This window comes from Tannerella sp. (assembly GCF_030528505.1).
In the GTDB taxonomy this organism is placed as follows: Bacteria; Bacteroidota; Bacteroidia; order Bacteroidales; family Tannerellaceae; genus Tannerella.
The window spans coordinates 1-24105 of record NZ_JAUMYS010000003.1 but is presented as its reverse complement, the minus strand read 5'-3'; the positions used below and the strand labels follow the sequence as shown (position 1 = coordinate 24105).

The 24105-nt window shown below is 48.2% G+C and carries 15 protein-coding genes and 1 riboswitch; of the genes, 12 read left to right on the top strand and 3 right to left on the bottom strand.

What is annotated here, in order from left to right; genetic code table 11:
* Positions 1–10: 10 nt before the first annotated feature.
* Together Q4A89_RS00960 and Q4A89_RS00955 are read right to left on the bottom strand one after the other, a co-directional pair.
* Complete coding sequence (locus Q4A89_RS00960) at positions 11–3088, bottom strand: TonB-dependent receptor (RefSeq protein ID WP_303183083.1); 3078 nt, start codon at positions 3086–3088, stop codon at positions 11–13.
* A 105-nt stretch (positions 3089–3193) separates the two neighbouring features.
* Complete coding sequence (locus tag Q4A89_RS00955; protein ID WP_303183028.1) at positions 3194–4408, bottom strand: glycoside hydrolase family 88 protein; 1215 nt, start codon at positions 4406–4408, stop codon at positions 3194–3196.
* A gap of 360 nt (positions 4409–4768) precedes the next feature.
* Positions 4769–4974: riboswitch (cobalamin riboswitch) on the top strand.
* 38 nt (positions 4975–5012) lie between these two features.
* Between Q4A89_RS00955 and Q4A89_RS00950 the strand changes: the two genes are divergently transcribed.
* Genes Q4A89_RS00950 through Q4A89_RS00935 form a run of 4 tightly spaced genes read left to right on the top strand, consistent with a single transcriptional unit; the run spans position 5013 to position 10440 of the window.
* On the top strand, positions 5013–7025 hold the full coding sequence (locus tag Q4A89_RS00950) for a TonB-dependent receptor plug domain-containing protein (protein WP_303183027.1): 2013 nt from the start codon (positions 5013–5015) through the stop codon (positions 7023–7025).
* 39 nt (positions 7026–7064) lie between these two features.
* Positions 7065–8165: a YncE family protein gene (locus tag Q4A89_RS00945; RefSeq protein ID WP_303183026.1), complete on the top strand. Its 1101-nt coding sequence runs from the start codon at positions 7065–7067 to the stop codon at positions 8163–8165.
* A gap of 30 nt (positions 8166–8195) precedes the next feature.
* Positions 8196–9260 (top strand): hypothetical protein, encoded by a 1065-nt coding sequence (locus tag Q4A89_RS00940; protein WP_303183025.1) that lies wholly within the window; start codon positions 8196–8198, stop codon positions 9258–9260.
* Positions 9261–9300: 40 nt separating this feature from the next.
* Positions 9301–10440 carry an ABC transporter substrate-binding protein gene (locus tag Q4A89_RS00935; protein WP_303183023.1) on the top strand — a complete coding sequence of 380 codons (1140 nt, stop codon included), beginning with the start codon at positions 9301–9303 and terminating at the stop codon, positions 10438–10440.
* 2 nt (positions 10441–10442) lie between these two features.
* Here the strand turns inward: Q4A89_RS00935 and Q4A89_RS00930 are convergent, their stop codons facing one another.
* The gene (locus tag Q4A89_RS00930) at positions 10443–13280 is read right to left on the bottom strand and encodes a T9SS type A sorting domain-containing protein (protein ID WP_303183022.1); all 2838 of its coding nucleotides are present in this window, start codon (positions 13278–13280) and stop codon (positions 10443–10445) included.
* Positions 13281–13591: 311 nt separating this feature from the next.
* Between Q4A89_RS00930 and rpmH the strand changes: the two genes are divergently transcribed.
* From rpmH to porU, 8 genes are all read left to right on the top strand, one after another.
* Positions 13592–13747, top strand: a complete 156-nt coding sequence (gene rpmH / locus Q4A89_RS00925) for a 50S ribosomal protein L34 (protein ID WP_014226357.1) — start codon at positions 13592–13594, stop codon at positions 13745–13747.
* 111 nt (positions 13748–13858) lie between these two features.
* Positions 13859–14515 (top strand): PASTA domain-containing protein, encoded by a 657-nt coding sequence (locus Q4A89_RS00920; RefSeq protein ID WP_303183019.1) that lies wholly within the window; start codon positions 13859–13861, stop codon positions 14513–14515.
* 1 nt (position 14516) lies between these two features.
* Positions 14517–15587, top strand: a complete 1071-nt coding sequence (locus Q4A89_RS00915) for an RluA family pseudouridine synthase (protein WP_303183017.1) — start codon at positions 14517–14519, stop codon at positions 15585–15587.
* Positions 15588–15604: 17 nt separating this feature from the next.
* Complete coding sequence (locus tag Q4A89_RS00910; RefSeq protein WP_303183016.1) at positions 15605–16597, top strand: D-alanine--D-alanine ligase; 993 nt, start codon at positions 15605–15607, stop codon at positions 16595–16597.
* A 62-nt stretch (positions 16598–16659) separates the two neighbouring features.
* Positions 16660–17826 (top strand): 1-acyl-sn-glycerol-3-phosphate acyltransferase, encoded by a 1167-nt coding sequence (locus Q4A89_RS00905; RefSeq protein WP_303183014.1) that lies wholly within the window; start codon positions 16660–16662, stop codon positions 17824–17826.
* On the top strand, positions 17823–18473 hold the full coding sequence (locus Q4A89_RS00900) for a redox-sensing transcriptional repressor Rex (RefSeq protein ID WP_303183081.1): 651 nt from the start codon (positions 17823–17825) through the stop codon (positions 18471–18473). The genes Q4A89_RS00905 and Q4A89_RS00900 overlap by 4 nt, the downstream gene beginning before the upstream one ends.
* A gap of 4 nt (positions 18474–18477) precedes the next feature.
* The gene (locus tag Q4A89_RS00895) at positions 18478–19089 is read left to right on the top strand and encodes a fumarylacetoacetate hydrolase family protein (RefSeq protein ID WP_303183013.1); all 612 of its coding nucleotides are present in this window, start codon (positions 18478–18480) and stop codon (positions 19087–19089) included.
* A gap of 22 nt (positions 19090–19111) precedes the next feature.
* Positions 19112–22528: a type IX secretion system sortase PorU gene (gene porU / locus Q4A89_RS00890; protein ID WP_303183011.1), complete on the top strand. Its 3417-nt coding sequence runs from the start codon at positions 19112–19114 to the stop codon at positions 22526–22528.
* The last annotated feature ends 1577 nt before the right edge of the window (positions 22529–24105 follow it).

Below are 24105 nucleotides of genomic sequence, written 5' to 3'. Positions count from 1 at the left end.
ATGGTATGGATTAAAATGAAAGATTAATACCGGCTACAGCTTGCTTCATCGAAGGATAGTCCAGACCGGACACTTCCGGATCGAATCCCCGGTAATCGGTAAATGTAAAAAAATTCTCCAAACTGCCATAGAGACGTATGCGTTCGATGCGTACTTTCTGTGTCAGTGATTTAGGGAGCGTGTACCCGAGTTGGATATTACGTATTTTCAGGAACGCTTTATCTTCAAGATAAAAATCGCTGGCAATGATATTGCGTCGGTCGGAGTAGTCGAGCAAACGCGGATAAGTAGCGTCCGTACGACCTTCGTACCAGCGTCCGTCGGTTACGGCTTTGTTGAGCTGATAGCCGGTACGTACCGTTGGTGTGTTGTAAGGCGAATGCTGCCAGTACACTTTCACACCAGCCTGTCCCTGCAACAGCATGGAAAAGTCGATCCCTTTGTAGGAGGCTCCGAGATTCAGCCCGAAGAAATATTTCGGGTTAGGCCCGTCGCTAACGATCGTACGGTCATTCTCGTCGATTACCCCATCCTGATTGATGTCCCGATACAGGAGATCGCCTTTTTCCGGCCGGCCGAACGAAGCGAACGGGTTCACTTTTTTTCCATTGACTACCGGCGCTTCATCGATCATTTTCTGTACAATGGCCAGGTCTGCATCCGTCTGGATAATCCGGTCTACCCGAAGCATATACTGCGAATTGATGGGCAAGCCTTCTTTGATCATATTCGTACCCGAAAGCGAATACTCTTTTCCTTTAAACTTATCCACATTATTCGTAACATGCGTAAAATTCACTTCGGCCGAATAAGAGAAGTCTCCGATCCGGTCACGCCATCCGAGTGTGATCTCGATACCTCTGTTCGTTACCTGCGCGCTGTTCTGTTTCGGAATGGAAGCCGTTCCGTGTACTGCCGGTGCCGGCAAATTGATCAGAATATTTTTCGTCTTTTTATCGAAATAATCGATCGTACCCGTTAACCGATTGCCGGCCAAACCGAAATCGATTCCGAAGTCGGTCACGTAGGTCGATTCCCATGAGAGATCAAAGTTGGCAATCGAAGTTTGTGCTAACGCAATCACCGCCGCATTGTCGAGCACATAACCGAACTTGTATTCATTTTTCTTCCCTTTGTTCATAATATTGGAATAAGCAGCTATGGCATCGTAATTGCCCACCGCATTATTTCCGAGTGAACCGTATGAAGCACGCAACTTCAGGTTCGACAAGCCTTTTTCCGTCAGAGGTGCCATAAAAGCCTCCTGATCAATTCGCCATGCCCCCGAAACGGAAGGGAAGTATCCCCGACGTTTATTTTTGGCAAAACGTGACGAAGCGTCGCTGCGCAGGTTCACTTCCAGCAGGTATTTGTTATCCCAGTCGACATTCACCCTGCCGAAGTGCGAGTGCATCGCCCATTCGGTACGCGTACCCGACGAAGACGATTCACCGATGGCGCCGTCGAGCACGTCAAGGCTCGGGTCGATCTGATTGAAGCGGCGAACGGAAAACTTCCTGTTCCGGTACAATTCCTGACTTGCTCCCAGCATCACTTTCAATCCAAGCCGGTTGTCTGCCAGATTCGTTTCGTACCGCGCCACCACATCATTAAAGAAACGTTCGATTTTGTCGTTCCGATTGAAAATACTTGTTTTTCCTTTGCCCGGAAGCGTAACCGTATTGTCTGCAAAGTTCCAGCCGTCGTGGAATACGGGTTTATTTTCGCCTTGCGTATCGACGAATTCGTACGAGTATGATCCGGTAATGGTAAAGCCCTTGAACGGTGCGAACTCACCGAAGAAGCGCGAACGCAGATTATTCTTCCGCGTATGACCTGCAATCGAGTTCAGTCTCCGGAGCGGATTGTTATTCGCCGACTGCGAAGCATCTTCGAGATTATTCATCGCTCCGTAACGACCGTCGGGCGCACGGAATACCATACCCGGCGTCGTAGCGGAGGTGTACGTAAAGACATCCTGAACAACGGAACCTGCCGCCGGCTCCATATCCGAGACATACCCACTCAGTTGAGCGCCTATTTTCAGCCAAGGTTTAAGATTGGCATCCAGATTCAAACGCGCGTTGTAACGGGTATAACCGGTGTTTTCCATCACCCCCGGATTATCCAGATAGCCGAAGGAGCCATAATAGCGGATATTCTTAGATCCACCGCTTACAGACAAAGTATGATTGGTAGAGACAGACGGACGAAATGTTTCGTCTACCCAGTCTGTATTCGGATATTTCAGCGGGTCACGTCCCGCATTGTCGCGCCATGCTTTAATCGACTCGTCGGAGAAGATACGCGGTTTACCCGAATTCTTCCAACCTTCGTTAATCAGTTCCATATAGTCCGCGTAATTCGAGACGGGCGTCAGGGTTTTGCGGATCGACTCGGACGAAACATACCCGTTGTAATCGATCTTCACAACCCCTTCCTTTCCTTGCTTGGTTGTGATCAATACGACGCCGTTGGCCGCCCGTGATCCGTAGATCGATGCCGAAGCGGCATCTTTCAGCACCGACATGGTTTCGATATCCTGCGGGTTGACGGTGTTGATACCCGCTTCCACTCCGTCGATAATGATCAGCGGTGCCGAGGAGTTGAGCGTTCCTTGTCCGCGTACTAAAATGCTGGCGTTGTCATCGCCCGGCTGATTTTTTCCGGAACGTATCGATACCCCGGCTACCATACCGGCCAGCGCATGAGAGGTGTTTGTAATCGGACGGCTTTCGGTCAGCTCGTTCATATTGATCGAAGCAACCGATCCCGTCAAGTTGACTTTCTTCTGCGTGCCATAACCTACGACAACCACTTCGTCGAGCAACTTATCATCCTCCAACAGGATAACATCGATGCTCGTTCGACCGCTCACCGCAATTTCCTGTGTCTTCGTACCGATGTAGCTAAATACCAGTGTAGCGTCGGACGGTACATCTTTCAATTCGTATTGACCGTCCATATCGGTTATCGTTCCATGCGCCGTATTGCCTTTGACGATAATCGTCGCACCGATGACAGGGTCCTTCCGTATATCGGAAACCGAGCCACGCACGGTAAGTCCGCTCTGTGCGAAAACATACATGGGTAAAAGCCCGATACATGTAAGGATACATCTTTTCCAAAAATCGTTAACTGTTTTCTTCATGATTCATTTGAATGTTTTGTAATAATAAGGTATTGATATATCTTAATTCATTTTCGTTTTTCTTGTCAGCGCCTCCAGAAAATAATAATCGGCGTAATTCAAGGGGACATCGATTTCATTGTCGTGCGGGATGCTCCCGACCGAGTGCATCAGCAGGAAGTTTCCGTTCGTCCCCACGATGGCTTGGTAAGAATCGCTTGACAAAGAACGAATAATTTTGTCGGCTGTTTCCCTGTACTCCGTTTTTCCGAACGATGCCAGTTCGTAAAGTGCCGAAGCCGTGATGGCGGCTGCCGATGCGTCACGCGGCTCGTTAGGGATACGAGGAGCATCGTAGTCCCAGTAAGGAATATAATCTTCGGGCAAGTTCTTATGTTGGAAGATAAAACGATAGATTCTATCGGCCATATCAAGGTAACGCGGGTCTTTCGTATAACGGTAACAAATGGCATAACCGTAAATGGCCCAAGCCTGACCGCGTGCCCACGACGACTCGTCGGCGTATCCCTGTGCGGTATATTTGCCGCGCACGCCTCCTTGCTTCTTGTCGTAGTCTACTACATGATAACAGCTTCCGTCTGCTCTGAAATGATTGTTCATCGTTACATCGGCATGCGACACCGCTATGTTATGATAGGTCGAATCGCCGGACAGTTCCGTAGCCTTAAAAAGCAATTCGAGGTTCATCATATTATCGATGATGACCGGGCACATCCAACCGCGCCGACCTTGCCAGCCCCGGTCTTCATCCCAGCTCTGAATCACGCCTGCCGCCGGACGAAACCTTGTGGCCAACGATTGGGCCGCTTTGACCAGCACCTCTTTATAAGCGTCATTGCCGGTGACCCGTAACGCGTTGCCGAAACTGCAATTGATCATAAAACCTACGTCATGATGCCATGTGAGATATTTCACCGAATCGAGGTCTTCCGTATATTTTATTCCTGCCTCCTTCCATTCTTCGTTTCCGGTCAGATCGTATAAATAAAACAGGGTTCCGGGAAAGAAACCGCTCGTCCAATCGTCTTTGGGAATATATTGCACTTTTCCGTTATGAACGGTTCTGGGATTGAGAATCCGTCCGGATTCTTCGATCAACCGTACCTGAAATCCGATTTGTTGTACGGCCGTTTGTACGACTGACGAGAGCGGATCTTCTTCCGGGCATGTATCCGTATTCCGCGACGTTTCTTTCGGGCTGCAACCGAAAAGACCGAGAAGACAAAGCGCCGAAATCAAAAAACTGTTTCTTTTCATGAGGTATCTTTATTAATGTGTTCTTAAAACTTTAGCATGATTTGCGGGGCAAATGTAGAAGTCGAAAAGCATGCGGAGGGGATAAAATCGTACATTAGACCCCTCTTTTCGTACAGAAATGCTTTCAAGCAGAGAAGTACGCTTCAGACTTCAAAAGATTATTTTTCTTATTCCATCTTCGAACGATCATTCGGCTACGTTCGATTTTCAGGATACCGTACCGACGACATTCCGATAGGCATCGGTTTCGGATCCGATGCCTATCGGATTTTTTTCGATGCGTATCGGATTTCACTCCCATAGCTTTCTTCTTCCTACTTTATTTTTATTCGTTTTGTATATAATTCTCGATTTTATGATACCTTTGCATCTGATTCCGGTGTAAACGCGATGCTTTCGCATCCGGTTAGTAAAAGGGAATCCGGTGAAAAACCGGAGCTGTACCCGTAGCCGTAAGTTCTTAACGCCTCGGCACATCTATCCGCCACTGGTTCGCTATGAACCGGGAAGGCAGCCGACCCAAGGAGGAACGAGCCGGAAAACCTGCCGGAATCAGACTTTCAGGCGTTTCGGGTCAAAACGCCTGACATAAGACAGTTTGCGTATGTATATCGACGGGAAAAGTAGAAAGATACAGGCTATCGCCTTCATGTTCGTATGGTTTTTCGTCACGGCAGGCGCTCAGGAGCGTGACACGATGCTGGAACGAAAAATCGACGAGGTGATGGTGACGGCTCATCGTATGCCCCGACAATTAACGGCTACCGTTCCGGTACAGGCCATCAGCGGAGAAAAGATCCGAACACTCGGTTTACAGAATATGGCCGATGCGGTGCGGCGTTTTGCCGGTACTACCGTACGCGACTACGGCGGCATCGGCGGAATGAAAACGGTATCGGTTCGTAGTCTTGGCGCACATCATACTGCCATCAGCTACGACGAGGTAGCCGTCAGCAACTGTCAGGCCGGGCAAATCGATATCGGGCGTTTTTCGCTCGATAACGTTTCGATGCTTTCGCTCTCGGTCGGACAGGAGGAAGAGCTGCTCCGTTCGGCACGCATGGCAGCCTCGGCTGCCGTCTTAAGCATCCGTACCGAGACACCCCGGTTTATCGGCAAACGGAAATACAGTCTGCAAGCCAACGTGCGCACCGGCTCATTCGGTCAAATTCATCCGTTTCTACGGGCCGCTTTCCAAGCGAGCAAGCAGACCATCGTTTCCTTAGACGGTCATTTCCTGAGAGCAGACGGTACCTATCCGTTCATCCTTAAGAACGGAGCCTTAAGAACGCGTGAGAAACGATATAATTCCGATATCGTCGCATGGCACAGCGAAGCGAACGTTTTCCATACCATCAGCAACACCTCCAATCTGAATGTGAAGGCTTATTACTTTAATTCCGAACGCGGTCTGCCCGGAGGAGTGATCCTCTATAACAATGATAACCGCGAACGGCTGTGGGACGAAAACTTTTTTACACAGGCCTCGTACAAAAACCTTTTCTCCGACCAATGGTCAATGCAGGCACAACTTAAATACACCTACTCCTGGAACAAATACGAAGATACGGATGTTAAATATGAAAACGGAAAACAGATCGATTTGAATACGCAGAACGAATATTACGCCTCGGCTACGGCACAGTTCAATGCCACGGACCATCTCCGATTCTCTTTGGCACAGGATGGAGCGATCAATACGCTGAACAATAACATCAACGAAAGTCCTTCGCCTGTGCGCTACACTTCACTGACGGCTCTGCGTGCGTACTTCCGTACGGGAGCGCTGACCGTGAACGGGAAACTGCTTTATACGTTCGTCACCGAAGAGGTGAAGCGTGGAAACCGTCCGGACGACCGCAAAAAGTTGACTCCTTCGCTGTCGCTCAGCTACCAACCGTTCGCCACGCATCATTTCTACATTCGTGCCTTGTATAAAAAGACCTTCCGTGTGCCTACATTCAACGACTTGTACTACCTGCGACTCGGAAATACGGGCCTTCGCCCCGAACTCGCCGACGAATACAACGTCGGACTTACATGGAGCGCAACGCCGTCCCTGCCTTTTCTCGACCATCTCAGCCTGACCGTCGACGGCTATTACAACGAAGTACGTGATAAAATCGTCGCTTTCCCTTCCACCTACGTATGGAAGATGGCGAACTTCGGCAACGTTAAAATCACGGGATTAGACGTCAACGCGTCGGCCGGTGCTCCCGTCACCGACAAGATCCGGCTTGCCGCGAACGCGAGCTACACGTATCAGCGCGCCATCGACCGAACGGACCCGGAGGCAAAGAATTATAACCAGCAGATACCTTATACGCCACGTCATTCGGGCAGTGGAGCCGTGACCGTCGAAACACCGTGGGCAAATGTTGCCTACACGCTCGTAGCCGTCGGCAAACGGTATTACCTGAAACAAAATATCCCCGTAAACCGTATCGACGGATATGCGGAACACACGCTCGCCGTCTCCCGCCTTTTCCAGATGCGCTCGTGTGAAGTTCGGGTGCAGGCCGAATGCGTAAACTTGACCGACGAACAGTACGACATCATTAAATATTATCCGATGCCCGGACGATCATTCAGGGCAACGGTTTCAATCAAACTGTAACCGAACATTTTTATGAACCCCCTAAATAAAGAAAAAAGAATGGAAAAAAGAAATTTAAAAATCAGAAGTTTATTATTCAGCGTATGCTGTATGTTGGCCATCGGCCTTTCGTTTACCTCGTGTGATAACGACGAAGACGATCCCTTAATCGACACCGGATCGACTTTGACTCTCCCCAAAACACGTGTATTTATCCTGAATGAAGGAATAGACAAACTAAACAATGCCGGTCTGGCTTTTTACGCGCCGAATAAAGATGCCGATTTCGTGTCCGATATTTTTATGAAACAGAACAAAAAAGGACTCGGCGATACGGGACAGGATTTGATTGTTTATAAGAATCACATGTATGTATCCGTCTATCGTTCTCAGGTATTACTGAAGCTCAATTCCGCAGGTGTTGAGGAAAAGCGTGTAGCCTTTTCCAAAAGCGACGGTGCTCCGCGCCAGTTAGTAGCGGACAACGGAAAAATTTACGTGACGCTTTACAGTGGAAAGGTCGCTAAAATCGATGCGACAACACTCGATATAGAAGGGTATGTTGAAGTCGGAAAAAACCCCGAAGGAATTGCTGAGGATAACGACTGGATTTACGCCGTTAACTCCGGTCACGGTAAAGATTCTACGATGACCGTTATCGACAAAAAAGCGTTCGCCGTATCGAAAACTATTATCGTAGCCAAGAATCCTCAAAGAGTACTTGAATCCGAAGGACAAATTTTTGTTCAGGGCTATGGTCCTGATTATAGCTATCCCGTACAGAAAGTCGATGTAGCCAAAGGAATGGTTACAACGATTGCAAACGCCACGCATCTTTGCGAACACAATGGAATTATTTATATGGTCTACGGCGATACGGATTGGAGTACCCAACCTTATAAAACAACCAATACATTCTCCACTTATAATGTAAAGACGGGTACGCTGAACAAAACGAATTTCCTGACCAATATGCCGGAGAAACTAGGGAAAACGAGTGTTTACATGATGGAAGTGAACCCGAATAACGGCGATATCTATATCGGTACATCGAGCTTTACCGAAAACGGCACGATCTATCGCTTCGACCGTAACGGCAAATTTATTGAGCAGTTTGAATCGGGCGGTATCAATCCGAACCATGCCGTATTCTTTAATTAATACTACTAACATGAATAAAAAGATAGAATTATGGAAAGATTTAAATTAAACATTGTATGGCCTCTAATGCTTATAGTATTAGGTATTCTTTTTTCTTGCTCAGAATCAGAGGACAATACTATCAAGGTGAAGAATTATGAAAAAGATAGAGATATTTTGTCTCATTTTCTCGAAATAGATACATTAAATCTGAACTTTTACTTGAATATGCCACCTACTTCTAGGCACTTAAGCGATATTCCAGAGCATATACTCAGAGAAGTAAGGAGTGTTTCCGAGGAAAGTGAAAATAGATATAGAGCAGAAATTGATAAGATGAATAGCTCCATACAAGAAGAACTCTCTAAAACAGGGTATCTTGAGTTGAGCACATCATATGATAAATACTTTAAAAAAGTGACAAACTCTGTTATAGAGGTTACCACATCATATGAGATGACAAACCCCGTCATAGGGGTTACATCATATGACAGTATCCCTAATCTAAGAGCAGGAAAGTTAGGTAAACTACTGACTACAATCGCATTTAACGATAATCATGCGGTATCTCGTATTGTCTATGGAAAAGATAAAGTGATTACTATAACTAATTTGATCTATCGGAGAGGTGGTTTTTGTGAAGTTGATATTTCTTGTAGTGATGGATGTATAGAAAATACCACTACATCAACAGTTAGAATTATTCGCGCTGCGAACAACAGTAACATAACGAGCGAACACATTCATTATTGGGAAAATAACAGAGAGAAAGGGAACCGTACAAGGTGGAAGTTCCAAGCTATACCTCTCTCTCCAGGGATATTCTCAAATGGATCATTGAGAATTTATGAGAATGGGACACCATATCCAAAGTTGCCCGATCCTAAAATACTCGATGTGTATTTTGTTCGTTACAATAGTCAGACATTCATAGCCCAAATAATAAATCCAGATCCAAGCGCCAAATACTTTTGGGAAATTACTGGGAACGTGGATGTTATACATCTAGATAATACATTTTGTGTTTTTCATCCCAGATCTCATGAATCGGCTGTAACTTTTCAGATATACGTAGGAAAAAAACTTATGTATAGAAGAACTATTCCGAATTGGTAAAAATCTTGTATAGTTCAACGTTGAACACTTTATAGAACCAATGATACGCATTTGCTTCTGCCTATTATGGTTATTCCTCTGCCTCACGTCCGGCTGTAACGTGGGGCAGAGCTCTTCTTCGGCAACCGGAAAAGAAATAGCACCTTCAGCCGATTCAATAAGATATGCCGCGGGGTATACCGTAACGGCCTACGACGGGTATACGAAAGTCGAAGTACGTGACCCGTGGAACGAAGGCCGTCTGCTGCAACGCTACCTGCTTATACCCCGCGACGCTCAGCAACCCGACGGACTTCCTCAAGGAACAATCATCCGTGTGCCGGTAAAGAATATGGTTATTTACACCTCCGTACATTGCGCTATCATCGATGAGCTGGGGGCTTCAGACCGTATTGCCGGCGTGTGCGAGTCACGCTATATCGATGTGCCGGCCGTTCGAGACGGTCTGCAAAGCGGGACAATCACCGACCTCGGCGAAGCGACATCACCCAATATCGAAAAGATGGTCGAAATCGGTACGGAAGTGGTACTTGCTTCTCCTTTTCAGAACGGTAGTTACGGGCCGGTCGAAAAGATCGGGATTCCCATTGTCGAATGTGCTGATTATATGGAAGCCGACCCGCTCGGACGGGCAGAATGGCTCAAGTTCCTCGGACTGCTGACCGGACACTCGGCACGTGCCGATTCTTTGTTCCGTGAAACGGAGACAAACTACCTGCGCATAAAATCGCTGGCTCAAGATGTTACCCACCGTCCGACGTTGTTGACCGGCATGAAGTTCGGCACACCGTGGCATGTCCCGGCCGGAGAGAGCTACATGGCGCATATCTTTCGCGATGCCGGCGCCGATTACCTCTTTCGCGACCTGCCCGGCACCGGTAGTTCTCCGCTTTCATTCGAAACCGTACTCGACCGTGCAATCCATGCCGATTACTGGCTGATCCATTACAATAAGCCCACGGACATGACCTACGCCGATTTGCAATCCGAATACAGTCCTTACAATCGGTTCGACGCTTTCCGCGAACGCCATGTTTACGGATGCAACACAAACTCTTCGCTTTACTACGAACAAGTGCCGATACACCCCGACTACCTACTGGCCGAGTTGATTGCCATCTTCCATCCGGATCGGATGCCCGGCTACCGGTTCCGTTACTTCGCTCCGCTTGGCGAATAAATTTACTTTCTGATACCGCGGACCACTTCGGTGTGCCCGTCGATCATATAAATGCGTATCAGATACATCCCCGAAGGAAGCGTATGCGTATCGAGTATCTCGCCGGGACGATCTGCCTGCAAACGAAGCCGGCCGTCGACGGTATAAAATTCGATACGCTTCACCCTTTCGGCACCTTTCAAGTGTAACTGTTCGGTGAACACCGTAGGATAAATCGTCACTTCTTCGGCACCCGGCACATTGCTCATCGGTATAAATTCCACAGCCTCACTCCATACGCTCTCCGCATTTCCGTACAATGCCGAAACCTGATAATACACCGGTTTGACATGAGTCTTCGGATCGATATAACGGGTAGGCGCCGCCGATACTGTGGCGATCTTCACCTTATCACGGTAGATATGGTAGCCGGTGACCTGAGGGAAAGCATACGGCTGTAAGCTACGCATCGAAACCGTATCAGAAAGAGGCTCTGCAACTTGTGCTTTGCGGATGAGAACCGCCTCCGAAGCCGAAGCCGAAAGCAATGGTAGCGTTGAAGCTTCGGATGCGTATGTAGAAGGCAAATTGCCACTCTTGGAGCTGACGACGGCAGCGATAAAAAAGTTGAAATTAAAATTATGTGCATCAGGGCCGCTATGCAGCGTTTTCCAAGTCTTACCGTCGTATGAGTAGATATCTCCTTTCCCGTCGATAGCCGGGCCTTGATCGCATACGGCAGGATAATTCGTACTGCTGGCTGACAGCTCCGATACGTAAATTGCGACAGTCAACGGTTGTACGCCGTTAATAACGAAAGGAGTCGTCAGCTTGATGGTGTTCGTCCTGCGATACGTTACGTCAACGATTTTCTGTCGATAGCTGCGGTCTCCCTGCACAATATAGATTTCATACGTGTTATTCTGAATCGGAATAAACTTCACAGCCGTAATCGTTTTCAGATGCAGCGGCATGATTTCGTCCTTCGTCCATGCCTGTCCGAAATAGAAAGGCTTCGTCTCGCCTTCCTTATTCATATTCACCTCATATTTCGAGTTTTCTCCACCCCAATAAATCGTTTGTTCGTATACGGGCATATCCCACACGACAGCCGCTTTTCCGGACGCCGTACGTGTAACCTTCACATGCTCCGGCGCCTTATATTCGGTCAGAGCCAGAGAAGAGGTGATCGATGAAGACTCATTGCCATTGGCATAAACTGCCGTCACGGCATACGTCACGGTTCCGGCCGGCGGCGATCGATCGATGTATGAGCGAGCCTTTGTCTCCTCGATCTTTGTGTTGTTCCGATAGACACGGTACCCTTGAGGGATACCCGACGCGGGAGCGTCCCATGCCAGTGCGACCGTTCCGGTCTGATACGTCGAGCGAAGATTCGAAGGCGGCATCAGCAACGTGTGATAACGTCCCTCCAGCACTTCGACACCGGTTTTTCTCGGGTCTAAGAACTGATCCATATGAGCATGCGGCTGATCCATGTACTTATTCCAATGATAGCTCATCTTGCCGTACAGGTTCAAGCCATCCGGCTTGGCACACGTTGAACTTCCGCCCGTCAGTGTCCCGACAATCAGTTTATTCGTGTTAAACAGCGGCGATCCGGACGACCCGTCTTCCGTCACGCCATGCCCGTTGGGCGTCTTAATAAAGGTCACGTTCCAGTGTGCATGCGTATCGCCTTTGAGACCGTTGTTCGAGAGGAATGTATTGTGCGTAGCCGGTTTGTTATACGTCGAAATCTTTTTATAATCTCCTTTCGGATGATGGATGCAGACGCCGGACTGTGGAGCCTGACTGCGCCGATCCCAACCGTTGTAATATACGTTATAATCCTTCGGCACCGGGGTATTGAGGAGTAACAGCAAGCCATCGGACTGTCCGTTGGTAAGCGTGTATGCCATACGTTTGCAGCCGGTCAACGTTTTCGCCCCGACAGCAGGCGAACTCGTGCTGCAACCGCTCTGCTCCATATGAAAATAAAAGACCCACTGTTCCAAATCTTCATCGGAGGCCACCGTGTTTTTTTCGGTAGAGCAGTGCATGGCCGTCAAGACATAAGGCTTCAAGTCTTGTGCCGTATTATTGACCAACGAGCCGGTACAGATATAGCTTTTCGTACCGATGCGTTGCACCGTGTGGCAGACGCCTTTCTTTTGGTTTTGCCATGCATCTCCCTCTTCGCAATTGATATTGACTTCGCAGGGACCGGAAGATTTCGGTCCGCGCCGTAGCTGCACGCCTCCTTGCTCCGTTACGGACAAATGATTATAACCGTAACCGATCGCTTCAATCTCGATACGAGGCATCTGACCATCGGGCCCTTTGACATACTCCAGCGTCACGGCGTCACCCGCCACAAATTCGGTCGCAAAGCGCCCACCCGACGGATGCGTCGCATACGTGTAAGCGCCAAGCACCTGGCTTTTTTCCGCGTTATAGAGAAAGAGCTTCCCTCCTTCCGGAATGTAAAAGTCGGAATAATAGAGCATCAGTGCAATTGCGTCGTTAGCCCTTAATTCCAACTGCCAGATTTCCTGACCATCGGGCAAAAGGCTCCACTTCCCGGAGTTTCCGGGATTCAGAGCGACCTCAATCAGTGTTGAAACACATAAAGGCGCTAATCCTTCGCGCTCCTGCCAACGATCGACCTGCTTCATATCCTCCACATTAAATGTGACGGGAATCTCCATCACGGCGGCCTTACTGCGCAACGTTGCCTGATAGCGAAAACTCGGCGGTGTTCCTCCTTCGCTTATCTGTGCGATTGCGTTTGTTGCGATACACATTCCTATGCCTATCGTAGCCATGACTTGTCTCAGTCTGTTTGGTCTTCTTATCATGATGCTTCTTATCATCTATTTTCAACTGAAAAGTAAATGGTTATATTCTTTGTTCCAAGCGCACAAAGGTAGGCGATTTTCCGGAATGTTCAAATTTTTGCAAGACATCCGGACAGACTTTGACTATCGGACAAAGAACAGCAGACAACTAGATAAAAGATGGGCTAACTGCGGCATTAAAAGCCAGATGACCTCTGTGCGTCGCTATTCTCTTGTTTAAAAAAAGCGTTGGGCTATTTGCTTCGATAAAAAAAATCGTTTATCTTTGCAGCCCGATTCACGACAATAATAACTAAAAACAAGATAATAAGATGAAAAGAACATTTCAACCTTCGAACCGTAAGAGAAAGAATAAGCATGGATTTCGTCTGAGAATGTCGACAGCCAACGGACGCCGTGTATTGGCTTCGCGTAGGGCTAAAGGACGGAAAAGACTGACCGTTTCGGACGAATATCCGAAGTTTTGATAAACGATTCGTTTAAACGCATTGACCAGAGAAGGTAAAAGTTTCCGAGACGAAACTTTTACTTTCTTTTTTTGTGCATATCCTCGTTTTTGCCTACTTTTGCCTGCCAAGATGCAGATAAGCTTCAAGAACATACGCGAACAGTTCATGCGCATGCCGATCGTTTTGCATGTGCTTTTAATTGTGGGAGTGCTTTGCCTTCTATCGGCCATCACGCTGCAAAGCTTGAAGGGATATACACTTCACAATCAAGCCATCGTTGTACCGGATGTAAAAGGATTGCAACTTGAAGAGGCAGCCACGTTTTTCGACAACAACGATTTGCGCTATACCGTAATTGACTCTGTCTATACGAAGGACGTTCCACCCGGAGCCATTTACGAAATGGTGCCCGGTGCGGGTTCGAAAGTGAAAGAAGGACGCATCATCTTCGTGACGTTGAATGCCCGGACAGTTCAAACAGCTCCCGTACCCGATATAACCGATCTCTCTTTCCGTCAAGCTTATGCCTTGTTACAATCGAAAGGATTTACGTCCATCGATATCTTGTACGTGCCCGGACGTTACCGCGACTTGGCACTCGGCGTCGAACTGCGAGGTAATCCGCTGAAACCCGGCGAACGAATACCCGTGGCCGCTCAACTCGTACTGAAAGTCAGTGATGGAGGCTCCGCTCCCGATGCCGCATCGGGCGATTCAATTGATACGCCTCCGCGTCCCCGTACGGAAGAGGCAACAACATCGTCGGAAAACGAAAAATGGTTTTAAGATGGACAATTGGGGAATACCGGACGAAGAACAAGCAGATGCGTTTTTTGAACCCGAAGATGAGTTCGAAGGACCACAGGCATACGAACATTTTCGTTTTGTGGCCGATAAAAAGCAGACGCCGATCCGCATCGACAAGTTTCTGACTGACCGTCTGCCGCATACGAGCCGTAACCGCATCCAGCAAGCTGCCGAGGCCGGATGTATCCTTATCGACGGACAAGCCGTCAAAAGCAACTACCGTGTCAAACCTTCGGATGTCATCTCTATCGTCATGTCGTATCCACGCCATGAGACGGAAATCGTGCCGGAAAATATTCCGCTCGATATCGTCTACGAAGACGAAGACTTGCTCATCGTTAATAAACCCGCCGGGCTGGTAGTACATCCCGGACACGGGAACTATACAGGCACCCTTGTAAATGCGCTGGCTTTTCATCTCAAAGATCATCCGCACTACGACCCCTCCGATCCGCGACTGGGACTTGTACATCGGATCGACAAAGATACTTCCGGACTGTTGGTCATCGCCAAAAAGCCGGAAGCCAAAACCGACCTCGGACGACAGTTTTTCAACAAGACCACCCAACGTAAATATGTCGCTCTCACATGGGGCATTCTGAAAGAGGACGAAGGACGCATCGAAGGGAACATCGGTCGTGATGTGCGCGACCGGCTGAAGATGTGCGTCTTCCCCGATGGCGAGCAAGGCAAGCCCGCTGTCACGCACTATCGCGTGCTTGAACGACTGGGCTACGTCAGCTTAGTCGAATGTCGACTCGAGACAGGACGCACCCACCAGATTCGTGTGCACATGAAGCATCTCGGTTATCCCGTCTTCAACGACGCGCGTTATGGCGGAGATCAGATATTGAAAGGACAACACTTCTCGCGATACAAGCAGTTTATTCAAAACTGTTTCACCGTTTGCCCGCGTCAGGCGCTGCATGCCCAAACACTCGGATTCATACATCCTTCGACAGGGAAAGAGATGTTTTTCGAAGCTGAGCTTCCGGACGATATGCGGCAATTGACGGAGAAATGGAGAGTTTACAGCGCAACTTACGGATAAAGAAAGAATCGTAGAACATGAAGAAGATTATTGCCATCGTGGCCGGAGGCTATTCCCGTGAATACGACGTTTCGCTCAGAAGCGCCCAAGGGCTGGACCAATTCATCGATCAAACAACGTACGACGTATATCACGTACTCTTGACACGCAACGAATGGAGCGTCAGACTCCCCGACGGCTCTATGCAGCCGATCGACCGCAACGACTTTAGTTTTAATCATAACGGTAAAACCGTGAACTTCGACTTTGCCTATATCACGGTACACGGCACACCCGGCGAAGACGGACGGCTGCAAGGCTATTTCGACATGCTGCAAATCCCCTACTCTTCGTGTGGAGCATTAGCCAGCGCATTGACATTCAACAAATATACGTGTACGCAATTTCTGAAAGGACAAGGCGTGAGGGTGCCCCAAGCTCTTCGAATCCGCCGCGGACAAACCTTGCCGACAGAAACCATAGTAGAACAGCTCGGACTGCCGGTCTTTGTAAAACCGAACGACGGGGGAAGCAGCCTCGGCACAACGAAAGTCAAAGAACCCGGACGGATGCAGGATGCTATTCGCGAGGCCTTCGGCGAAGGAGACGAAGTCATTATCGAACGATTCGTACCGGGCATCGAGGTGACGTGCGGATGCTATAAAACAGCCGAAAAAGAAGTCGTTTTCCCGCTGACCGAAGTCGTTACAGACAACGAATTTTTCGATTACGGAGCCAAATACAACGGTGAAGTGCAGGAGATCACGCCCGCACGCATCCCCGACGAAATCACAGACTCGATCCAGAAGGAAACCCTGCGAATCTACGACCTTGTCGGAGCAAAAGGCATTATCCGTGCGGATTTTATCATTCCCTCGGACGGAAAACCCGTTGTGCTCGAAATCAATACGACTCCCGGAATGACGTCTACCAGCTTTATTCCGCAGCAAGTACGCGCTGCCGGACTAAACATGACCGACGTGATGACCGAAATCATCGAGAACGAATTAAAGCAAATGACAAAAAGGTGATCTGAACAATAGTTGTAGCATTTTAGTTGTAAGTTTACTTAGGTGAATCTCGGAAAAAAAACATGGACAAAAAAGAACACTCGTATAATTTTGACGACATACGCCCGCTGAATGACAACGAGGTAGAGCAAGCCATCGAAGAACTGGCATCGTCCGAAGGATTACAGCGTGCGTTACGTTTCATCAAACCGGAGTTGGACTGGGAGGCATTCGTGGCCACCATGCGATCGTGCAAAACGAAAGCGCAATTCAAGTCTACGATTGGCTATAAGGCCGTGATGGATGTAGCCCGACTCAGCACTTTTTCATTGACCATCTCCGGACGGAGCCGGCTGGCTCAACAAATCCCGTGTACCTTTATCTCCAATCACCGCGACATCGTACTCGACGCGGCCTTCCTCAACGGATTGCTCTACGAAATCGGATACGACATGACGCAAATCGCCATCGGTGACAACTTGCTTATTCATCCGTGGATCGACACCGTCGTACGTCTGAACAACAGCTTTATCGTCAAACGGAATGTTCCGGTGCGTCAGGTACTCGAAGACAGCCGGAAATTATCCGCCTATATCCGCCATACCCTTGAAGTCACAAAAGAATCCATCTGGATCGCCCAACGTGAAGGACGGGCCAAAGACTCGGACGACCGCACCCAGAGTAGTGTCCTGAAGATGCTTTGCATGGCTGGCGAAAGCAATGATTTACTGACGAATCTCATGACGCTGAACATCGTACCCATCGCCATTTCGTACGAGTACGACCCATGCGATTACCTTAAAGCGCAGGAGTTTCAATTAAAGCGGGATCATCCGGATTATGTAAAAAGCAAACGCGATGACTTACTGAACATGGAAACCGGCATTCTGGGAGACAAAGGACGCGTACATTTCACCATCGGTACTCCGCTGAACGGCACACTGAAAAATTTCGACCGCAACATGGGGCGCAATGAACTGATTGCAGCGGTCGCACATGCCATCGACCGCGACATCTATGCCCACTACCGCTTTTACCCCTGCAACTACGTGGCTTACGATATGCTCTACCGAACGATGCGCTTTCGCGACCATTACGACAGGCGCGATCCAGTGCGCTTCGAGGCCTACCTTCAACAGCAACTGAACAAAATCGATATTCCGGATAAGGACGAAACGTTTCTGCGTACCAAGATGCTGGAAATGTACTCCAACCCGCTTAAAAACCATTGGGAGTACAAACAGGGATGACAGGCGACGAACAAAAACATGCCGGAAGAGTGCCGGAACCGACCTTACGCAGACTACCGTGGTATCTCGCATTCCTTAAACTGCTGAGAGGGTGTGGCGAAGTATCCGTATCATCGACCCAGATCGGCAAGGAGATCGGCGTCGATCCCAGTCAGGTAGCGAAAGACCTCTCGTTTGTGAACATTTCGGGAAAGACCCGTGTCGGCTACGAAATCGATGCGCTTATCGATATTCTCGAAAACTTCCTCGGCTTTACCCGTCAACATAAGGCCTTCCTCTTCGGAGTCGGACGGTTAGGGGCTGCCCTGATGCGCGACTCGGGACTCAATCAATACGGGATGGATATCGTGGCGGGCTTCGACGTGCGTCCTAATGTAATCGGTACGTCTATCGACGGTATTCCCGTGTTCCATATCGATGATTTTGAAACCAAGCAGAAAGAATACGACGCGACGATCGCCATCATCACGGTGCCCGTCGAAGTGGCACAGCAAGTGACCGACCGAATCCTGACTGGAGGCATTCGCGCTTTGTGGAATTTTACGCCGTTCCGAATCCGCGTGCCGGAAAACGTCGTCGTACAAAACACCTCGATTTACGCTCATTTGGCGGTGATGTTCAACCGCCTGAACTCACTTAACCCTTGAACAGATGAAAGTTTTTGCCGTCGGGATGAATTATGCCGCCCACAATAAAGAGCTGCATCATTCGTTAGATTTATCGGAGCCTGTGATTTTTATGAAAGCCGACTCGGTGCTGAAAGACGGGAAACCGTTCTTCATCCCCGACTTTTCGGACGAAATCCATTATGAGACGGAAATCGTCATAAAAATCTGCCGGCTGGGTAAAAACATCGACGAACGGTTTGCTCCGCGCTATTACGACGAGGTGACGGTAGGTATCGACTTTACCGCACGCGACCGGCAACGGGAATTGCGCGACCAAGGGCTGCCGTGGGAGCTTAGCAAAGCCTTCGACCATTCGGCGGCAGTCGGTGAATTCGTCCCTCTCAACACACTGGGCGACATTCAACAACTGGCTTTCCGACTCGACAAGAACGGACTGACGGTTCAGCAAGCCAACACATGCAGCATGCTTTTTCCGGTCGACCGGATCGTAGCGTATGTGAGCCGTTTTTTTACCCTGCGCATGGGCGATCTGATCTACACGGGCACCCCCGCCGGGGTGGGACCGGTACGGATCGGCGACCATCTGGAAGGCTTCCTCGGGAACCGGAAGGTACTCGACTTTTATGTACGTTAAAAACAAAGAGGAAGAAAAAAATATGAGGCGAACGATAGCTGTTTTATGCGCCGTTTTATTAGCTTGCAATCTTGTACGGGCAGACCGAAGCCTGTATGCAACAAGTTCCGTCCTGTCGAAAGGAAGATGGGTGAAAATCCGCGTCAACGACGACGGCATCTATAAACTGACCCATTCAGACCTGAGAGCCATGGGGTTTTCCGACCCCTCGAAAGTATCGGTACATGGCTACGGAGGCTGGATGCTTGACGAAGATTTTTCTAAACCCTATATAGATGATGTCCCCGCAACAGCCATTTATCGCGGAGCGGATTATATCCTCTTCTACGGACGCGGGCCGGTGAAATGGAGCTACGACAGCCGCCAATCTGTGTTCGTTCACGAAAATAATCCGTATGCGATGCACGGATACTATTTCGTGACCGACGCAACGGAAACGTACAACATGGGCACAACCCCATCTCAAGGCAGTCCTTCACGCAACGTAACGACTTTCGACGAACGCTTGCTCCACGAAGTTGATCGGGAATTCTTGCAAAAAGAAGGGCAAACCGGCTCCGGCCGAGAACTGTTCGGCGAGAGTTTCACCAGCGTACTGTCTCAAAACTTCCCCTTCTCCATGCCGGGTATCACCGGCGACGACGGCAAGGTCACCCTCCGTTTTGTAGCCTATACAGGGGTTACCGGAGAAGGAACCGTCACGCTCTCCATCGACGGGCAGCAATTGCTCACCGGAATCATTCCTCACAATAATAAGATATATACGAAAGCTCTTGATTTTATGAACATAGCCGTATGGAAAGGTACCAAAAGTGAAAACCCGAAAGTGACCGTAACATACAATAAACCTTCCGCTCCGAGCTTTCTGGATTATATCCGCCTGCAAGCCCGGCGAACACTCCAGCCCTACGGCGCTTATACGTTCTTTCGCGATGTGCAGTCGATGCAGGAAGCATCGCAGTTCATCATTCGGAACGCTACGTCAGATATGGCCGTATTCGACGTGACAGACGGCGTGAAGGTGACGCGAATGGAAGCCTCGCTCAACGGATCCGAGCTGTCGTTTTCCATTCCGGCAAGTCGTACGACATTGCGCGAGTTCGTGCTTGTCGACCTCTCCAAACCATTCCCCAAACCCGAAACGGTCGGTGAAGTCACAACACAAAACCTGCACGCCCTTCCGCAAACGGATATGGTGATTCTCGCGCCGCCGGCATTCGTTGCCGAAGCCGAACGACTGGCCGCAGCCCACCGCCGTAAGCGCGACAGCATCAGTGTAACCGTCGTCACTCCGGAGCAGGTATACAACGAATTTTCAAGCGGCACACCCGATGCCACGGCGATCCGCCGTTTTATGAAAATGTTTTACGATCGACGCACGTCGGAAGACGATGCACCGAAATACCTGCTGCTTTTCGGCGACGGAGCACACGATAACCGCCAGCTCTCCTTGGCATGGAAATCGATCGATATGAGCAACTTTCTGCTTACATTCCAGACACAATATTCGTTGGGAGGAGATTATGGTAAGCCTCACCAAGAAACGTATGTTACCGACGACTATTTCGGTTTTTTACGCGATGGCAGCGGAAGCGATATTGGTGGAAGTTATGTCGAGTTAGGTATCGGGCGTTTTCCGGTACGCACCGTCAATCAGGCAAAAGCCGTCGTAGACAAAGTGATTCGTTATATCGAAACCCCTGCTTACGGCAGTTGGAAAAACCAGCTCTGCTTTATTGCCGACGATGGAAATCCGACTGATAAATATAAAACAGAGCATATGGATGATTCCAATGATTTAGCAAAGAAGATAGAAGACAATCATCCGGAATATATTACGAATAAACTCTTTTTCGATGCGTTCAAAAAATCGAGTCTGGGCAGCAGCGGGTCATATCCCGATGTGGAAAAGAACATTCAAAAACTGCAACGCCAAGGGGTGATGCTGATCAACTATACGGGGCACGGCAATGCCGAGGCGTTAAGCGACGAGCACGTGATTACGCAAAGCATGATCCGGCAATACACCTATCCGCATCTGCCCTTGTGGATTACCGCTTCGTGCGATTTTACACCGTTCGATCATACGACGACCTCGGCCGGCGAAGATGTCTTCCTGACCGAAAAAAGCGGTGGGATTGCACTAATCACCACTTCTCGCGTAGCATACGATAAGCCTAATTTTACAATTAATAAATTATTAGTATCGAACTTGTTCAAGAAGAATAAGGGACGCCGGATGACATTAGGCGATATAATGAAAATAACAAAAAACGGACATCCGGTGTTTTACAACCGCTGCTTCGTCCTGATTGGCGACCCGGCCCTTGCGCTCGCCTATCCGGAATACGGAATGCATGTGACCGAAATCAATGGAAAAGCCGTTTCCGAAACATCCGTCAACTTTAAAGCGTTAGACCGGGTAACCGTGACCGGAGAAGTGATTGGTGCGGACGGCGCCATCCTAACGAACTTCAACGGCCAAATGACAGCCGTGGTACTCGACAGCCAACAAGAAATTACGACCCTCGATAACAACCGAAAAGGCAACAAATTCACTTATAAGGATTATCCGAATACGATCTATAAAGGCAACGCGATCGTTGAAAACGGTAAGTTCACGTTTTCCTTTATCGTTCCTGCCGATATCTCCTACACGAATGGCCCCGGAAAAATGAGCCTTTACGCCTACGACGAAACGAACGGCCTCGAAGCCAACGGAGCCTTCCTCAAATACACGGTGGGCGGTACGGCCGGTCAAATCGAAAAAGATACCGTCAAGCCGGAAATCCGCATGTTGTACCTGAACGACAGCACCTGGACAGACGGACACGACACGAACGAAACGCCTCTGTTTGTGGCCAAGGTATGGGACAAGAGCGGAATCAACATCACCGGAAGCAGTATCGGGCACGATATCATGCTAACAATCGACAACAATCCGTTGCTCAGCTATAACCTCAATAGCTACTATACGAATGTGGCCGGCAGCGAGGGCGAAGGGATTATCAAATTTCCGATTCCCGCGCTGCCCGAAGGAAAGCATACGGCCGAATTCAAAGTCTGGGACATCTTCAACAACTCGACGACGAAAACTTTTACGTTCAACGTCGTTAAAGGCCTGAAACCGTTCCTTTCCGGACTGACGGCCGGCCCCGTGCCCGCACGCGAAAAGGTAACGTTCTACCTCTACCATAATCGCCCCGAATCGAAGATCGACGCAACCATCTACGTGTACGATTTGAGCGGACGCCTATACTGGAAACATGAGGAGATCGGTTCGTCCGACTTGTCCAAAGCCTACACCGTAACGTGGGATTTAACGAGCAGCAACGGTACACGCCTCCGTCCGGGAATCTATCTCTATCGCGCCGTGATCCGTTCGGGCAACTCGACCGAAGCCACATTGGCAAAGAAAATGATTATTTTGGCAAAGTAAGGAATCGTATCCATCAGGCGAAATGTTAATGATGGGACGTTACCATTGGGGTAGTATTACAAAAATTCAGTTTTGACAGAAGAGGACAAAATGGAAGATAATCCTTGTTTAGCGCATAGATTGAAAACATGATACATCCAATTAAAAATTACTCAACCAAAAAGCATATCAGCTTCGTGATTTTTTCCTTGATCAACATACTTTTTGCAGTTAAGTATTTTTCGAGATATACGAGCTACTATGTATGGATGGTTGCCATTCTATGTATATTCCATACACTTCTGTTCTATAAAGGGAAAGAACTCCTCCGGTTTATCCGTCGGAAAAATACGTTTATCGGTATTTTATGGCTCGTTTTCTTTTGTGTCGGATGTATCCTTGTCTGGGACAAAATACCTGTAGAGTCATTGAATGTAGATCGATGGAGCGTAATCACCTCTTTTTGGAATAATTATTTCAGCGATCAGTACGTATATTATGCCCAGTCTCATCTGGGGAATTATCCGGGCCCAATGCCTTTTTATTTTATCTTGGCTCTTCCTTTTTATCTCGTCGGAGAATTGGGATTTCTTTCGCTTGCAGGAATCGTTGTTTTTTACGGATTAACCAAATACATGAAAATAGTGTCTCCTTATCCTTTCTTATTCAAACTGTTAATAACCACTTCTCCTTTTTATCTTTGGGAAGTACTGGTAAGAAGCAATATCTTTCTGAATGCCGTCCTTATAGCATGTTCGCTAATCTTATTTTTCAGAATTAAGAATTATACGTCTCTGAAAAATCAATTATTTATCGGAGGAATAATCGGTTTGCTTTTGTCTACCCGAAACGTATTTGCACTCTGCTATATCATCTTTTTTCTGCATACCATCAGAACAGGGCAGCTGTCCCTTCAATCGGCAATAAAGATCGGAGCGATATCAGTCCTCGTTTTTATCTCTACATTTTTACCTTTTGTGATGGGATTCCGGGATGATTTTCTGCAGATGAATCCATTCATCATTCAATCGTCTTTTTTGATGCCGTTCGGATGGGTAGTGACTGCAATTATTTGTTCCTGTTTTATGTTTCTGTTTTGCAAGCAAAATGCGGATGTCTTTTTCTACAGCGGAGTCATTTTGTTTATAACGATTATGCTTCATTTTATGTATCACGCCCTCAGCACATCGGTCTATACCTCTCTGATTCAAGAATCATCCATCGATGTGTCTTACTTTATCCTGTGTATTCCGTTCTTTTTATGTTACCTTCTGTATGAACAATCGAATCGACCGGACATTCGTATGGAAAAGTCATCTTCCATCGGCAAAGTGAAGTTGAAGATGAACAATCAAGGAAAAAATCTAATTTACAAACCAATAAACATCATATTACATCAGTATAAAGAAACAATTTGGGGTACCGCACAAAAAAATGTCTCCTCTATTAGAAAAATATTACCCATATTTTTTTTGAAAGTATTTGTGTGTTTAAAAAAAAGTATTACCTTTGCATCGCAATTGAGAACTCAATGCAACATATTGGTGTGGTAGTTCAGCTGGTTAGAATACCTGCCTGTCACGCAGGGGGTCGCGGGT

Coding starts and splice junctions, on each gene's coding strand:
- Q4A89_RS00915 (WP_303183017.1), top strand. CDS start 14,517: ATGGACAATTGGGGAATACCGGACGAAGAACAAGCAGATGCGTTTTTT.
- Q4A89_RS00900 (WP_303183081.1), top strand. CDS start 17,823: ATGACAGGCGACGAACAAAAACATGCCGGAAGAGTGCCGGAACCGACC.
- Q4A89_RS00960 (WP_303183083.1), bottom strand. CDS start 3,088: ATGTATGTTTTCGCACAGAGCGGACTTACCGTGCGTGGCTCGGTTTCC.
- porU (WP_303183011.1), top strand. CDS start 19,112: ATGAGGCGAACGATAGCTGTTTTATGCGCCGTTTTATTAGCTTGCAAT.
- Q4A89_RS00940 (WP_303183025.1), top strand. CDS start 8,196: ATGGAAAGATTTAAATTAAACATTGTATGGCCTCTAATGCTTATAGTA.
- Q4A89_RS00945 (WP_303183026.1), top strand. CDS start 7,065: ATGGAAAAAAGAAATTTAAAAATCAGAAGTTTATTATTCAGCGTATGC.
- Q4A89_RS00910 (WP_303183016.1), top strand. CDS start 15,605: ATGAAGAAGATTATTGCCATCGTGGCCGGAGGCTATTCCCGTGAATAC.
- Q4A89_RS00930 (WP_303183022.1), bottom strand. CDS start 13,280: ATGATAAGAAGACCAAACAGACTGAGACAAGTCATGGCTACGATAGGC.
- Q4A89_RS00905 (WP_303183014.1), top strand. CDS start 16,660: ATGGACAAAAAAGAACACTCGTATAATTTTGACGACATACGCCCGCTG.
- Q4A89_RS00920 (WP_303183019.1), top strand. CDS start 13,859: ATGCAGATAAGCTTCAAGAACATACGCGAACAGTTCATGCGCATGCCG.
- Q4A89_RS00950 (WP_303183027.1), top strand. CDS start 5,013: ATGTATATCGACGGGAAAAGTAGAAAGATACAGGCTATCGCCTTCATG.
- Q4A89_RS00935 (WP_303183023.1), top strand. CDS start 9,301: ATGATACGCATTTGCTTCTGCCTATTATGGTTATTCCTCTGCCTCACG.
- rpmH (WP_014226357.1), top strand. CDS start 13,592: ATGAAAAGAACATTTCAACCTTCGAACCGTAAGAGAAAGAATAAGCAT.
- Q4A89_RS00955 (WP_303183028.1), bottom strand. CDS start 4,408: ATGAAAAGAAACAGTTTTTTGATTTCGGCGCTTTGTCTTCTCGGTCTT.
- Q4A89_RS00895 (WP_303183013.1), top strand. CDS start 18,478: ATGAAAGTTTTTGCCGTCGGGATGAATTATGCCGCCCACAATAAAGAG.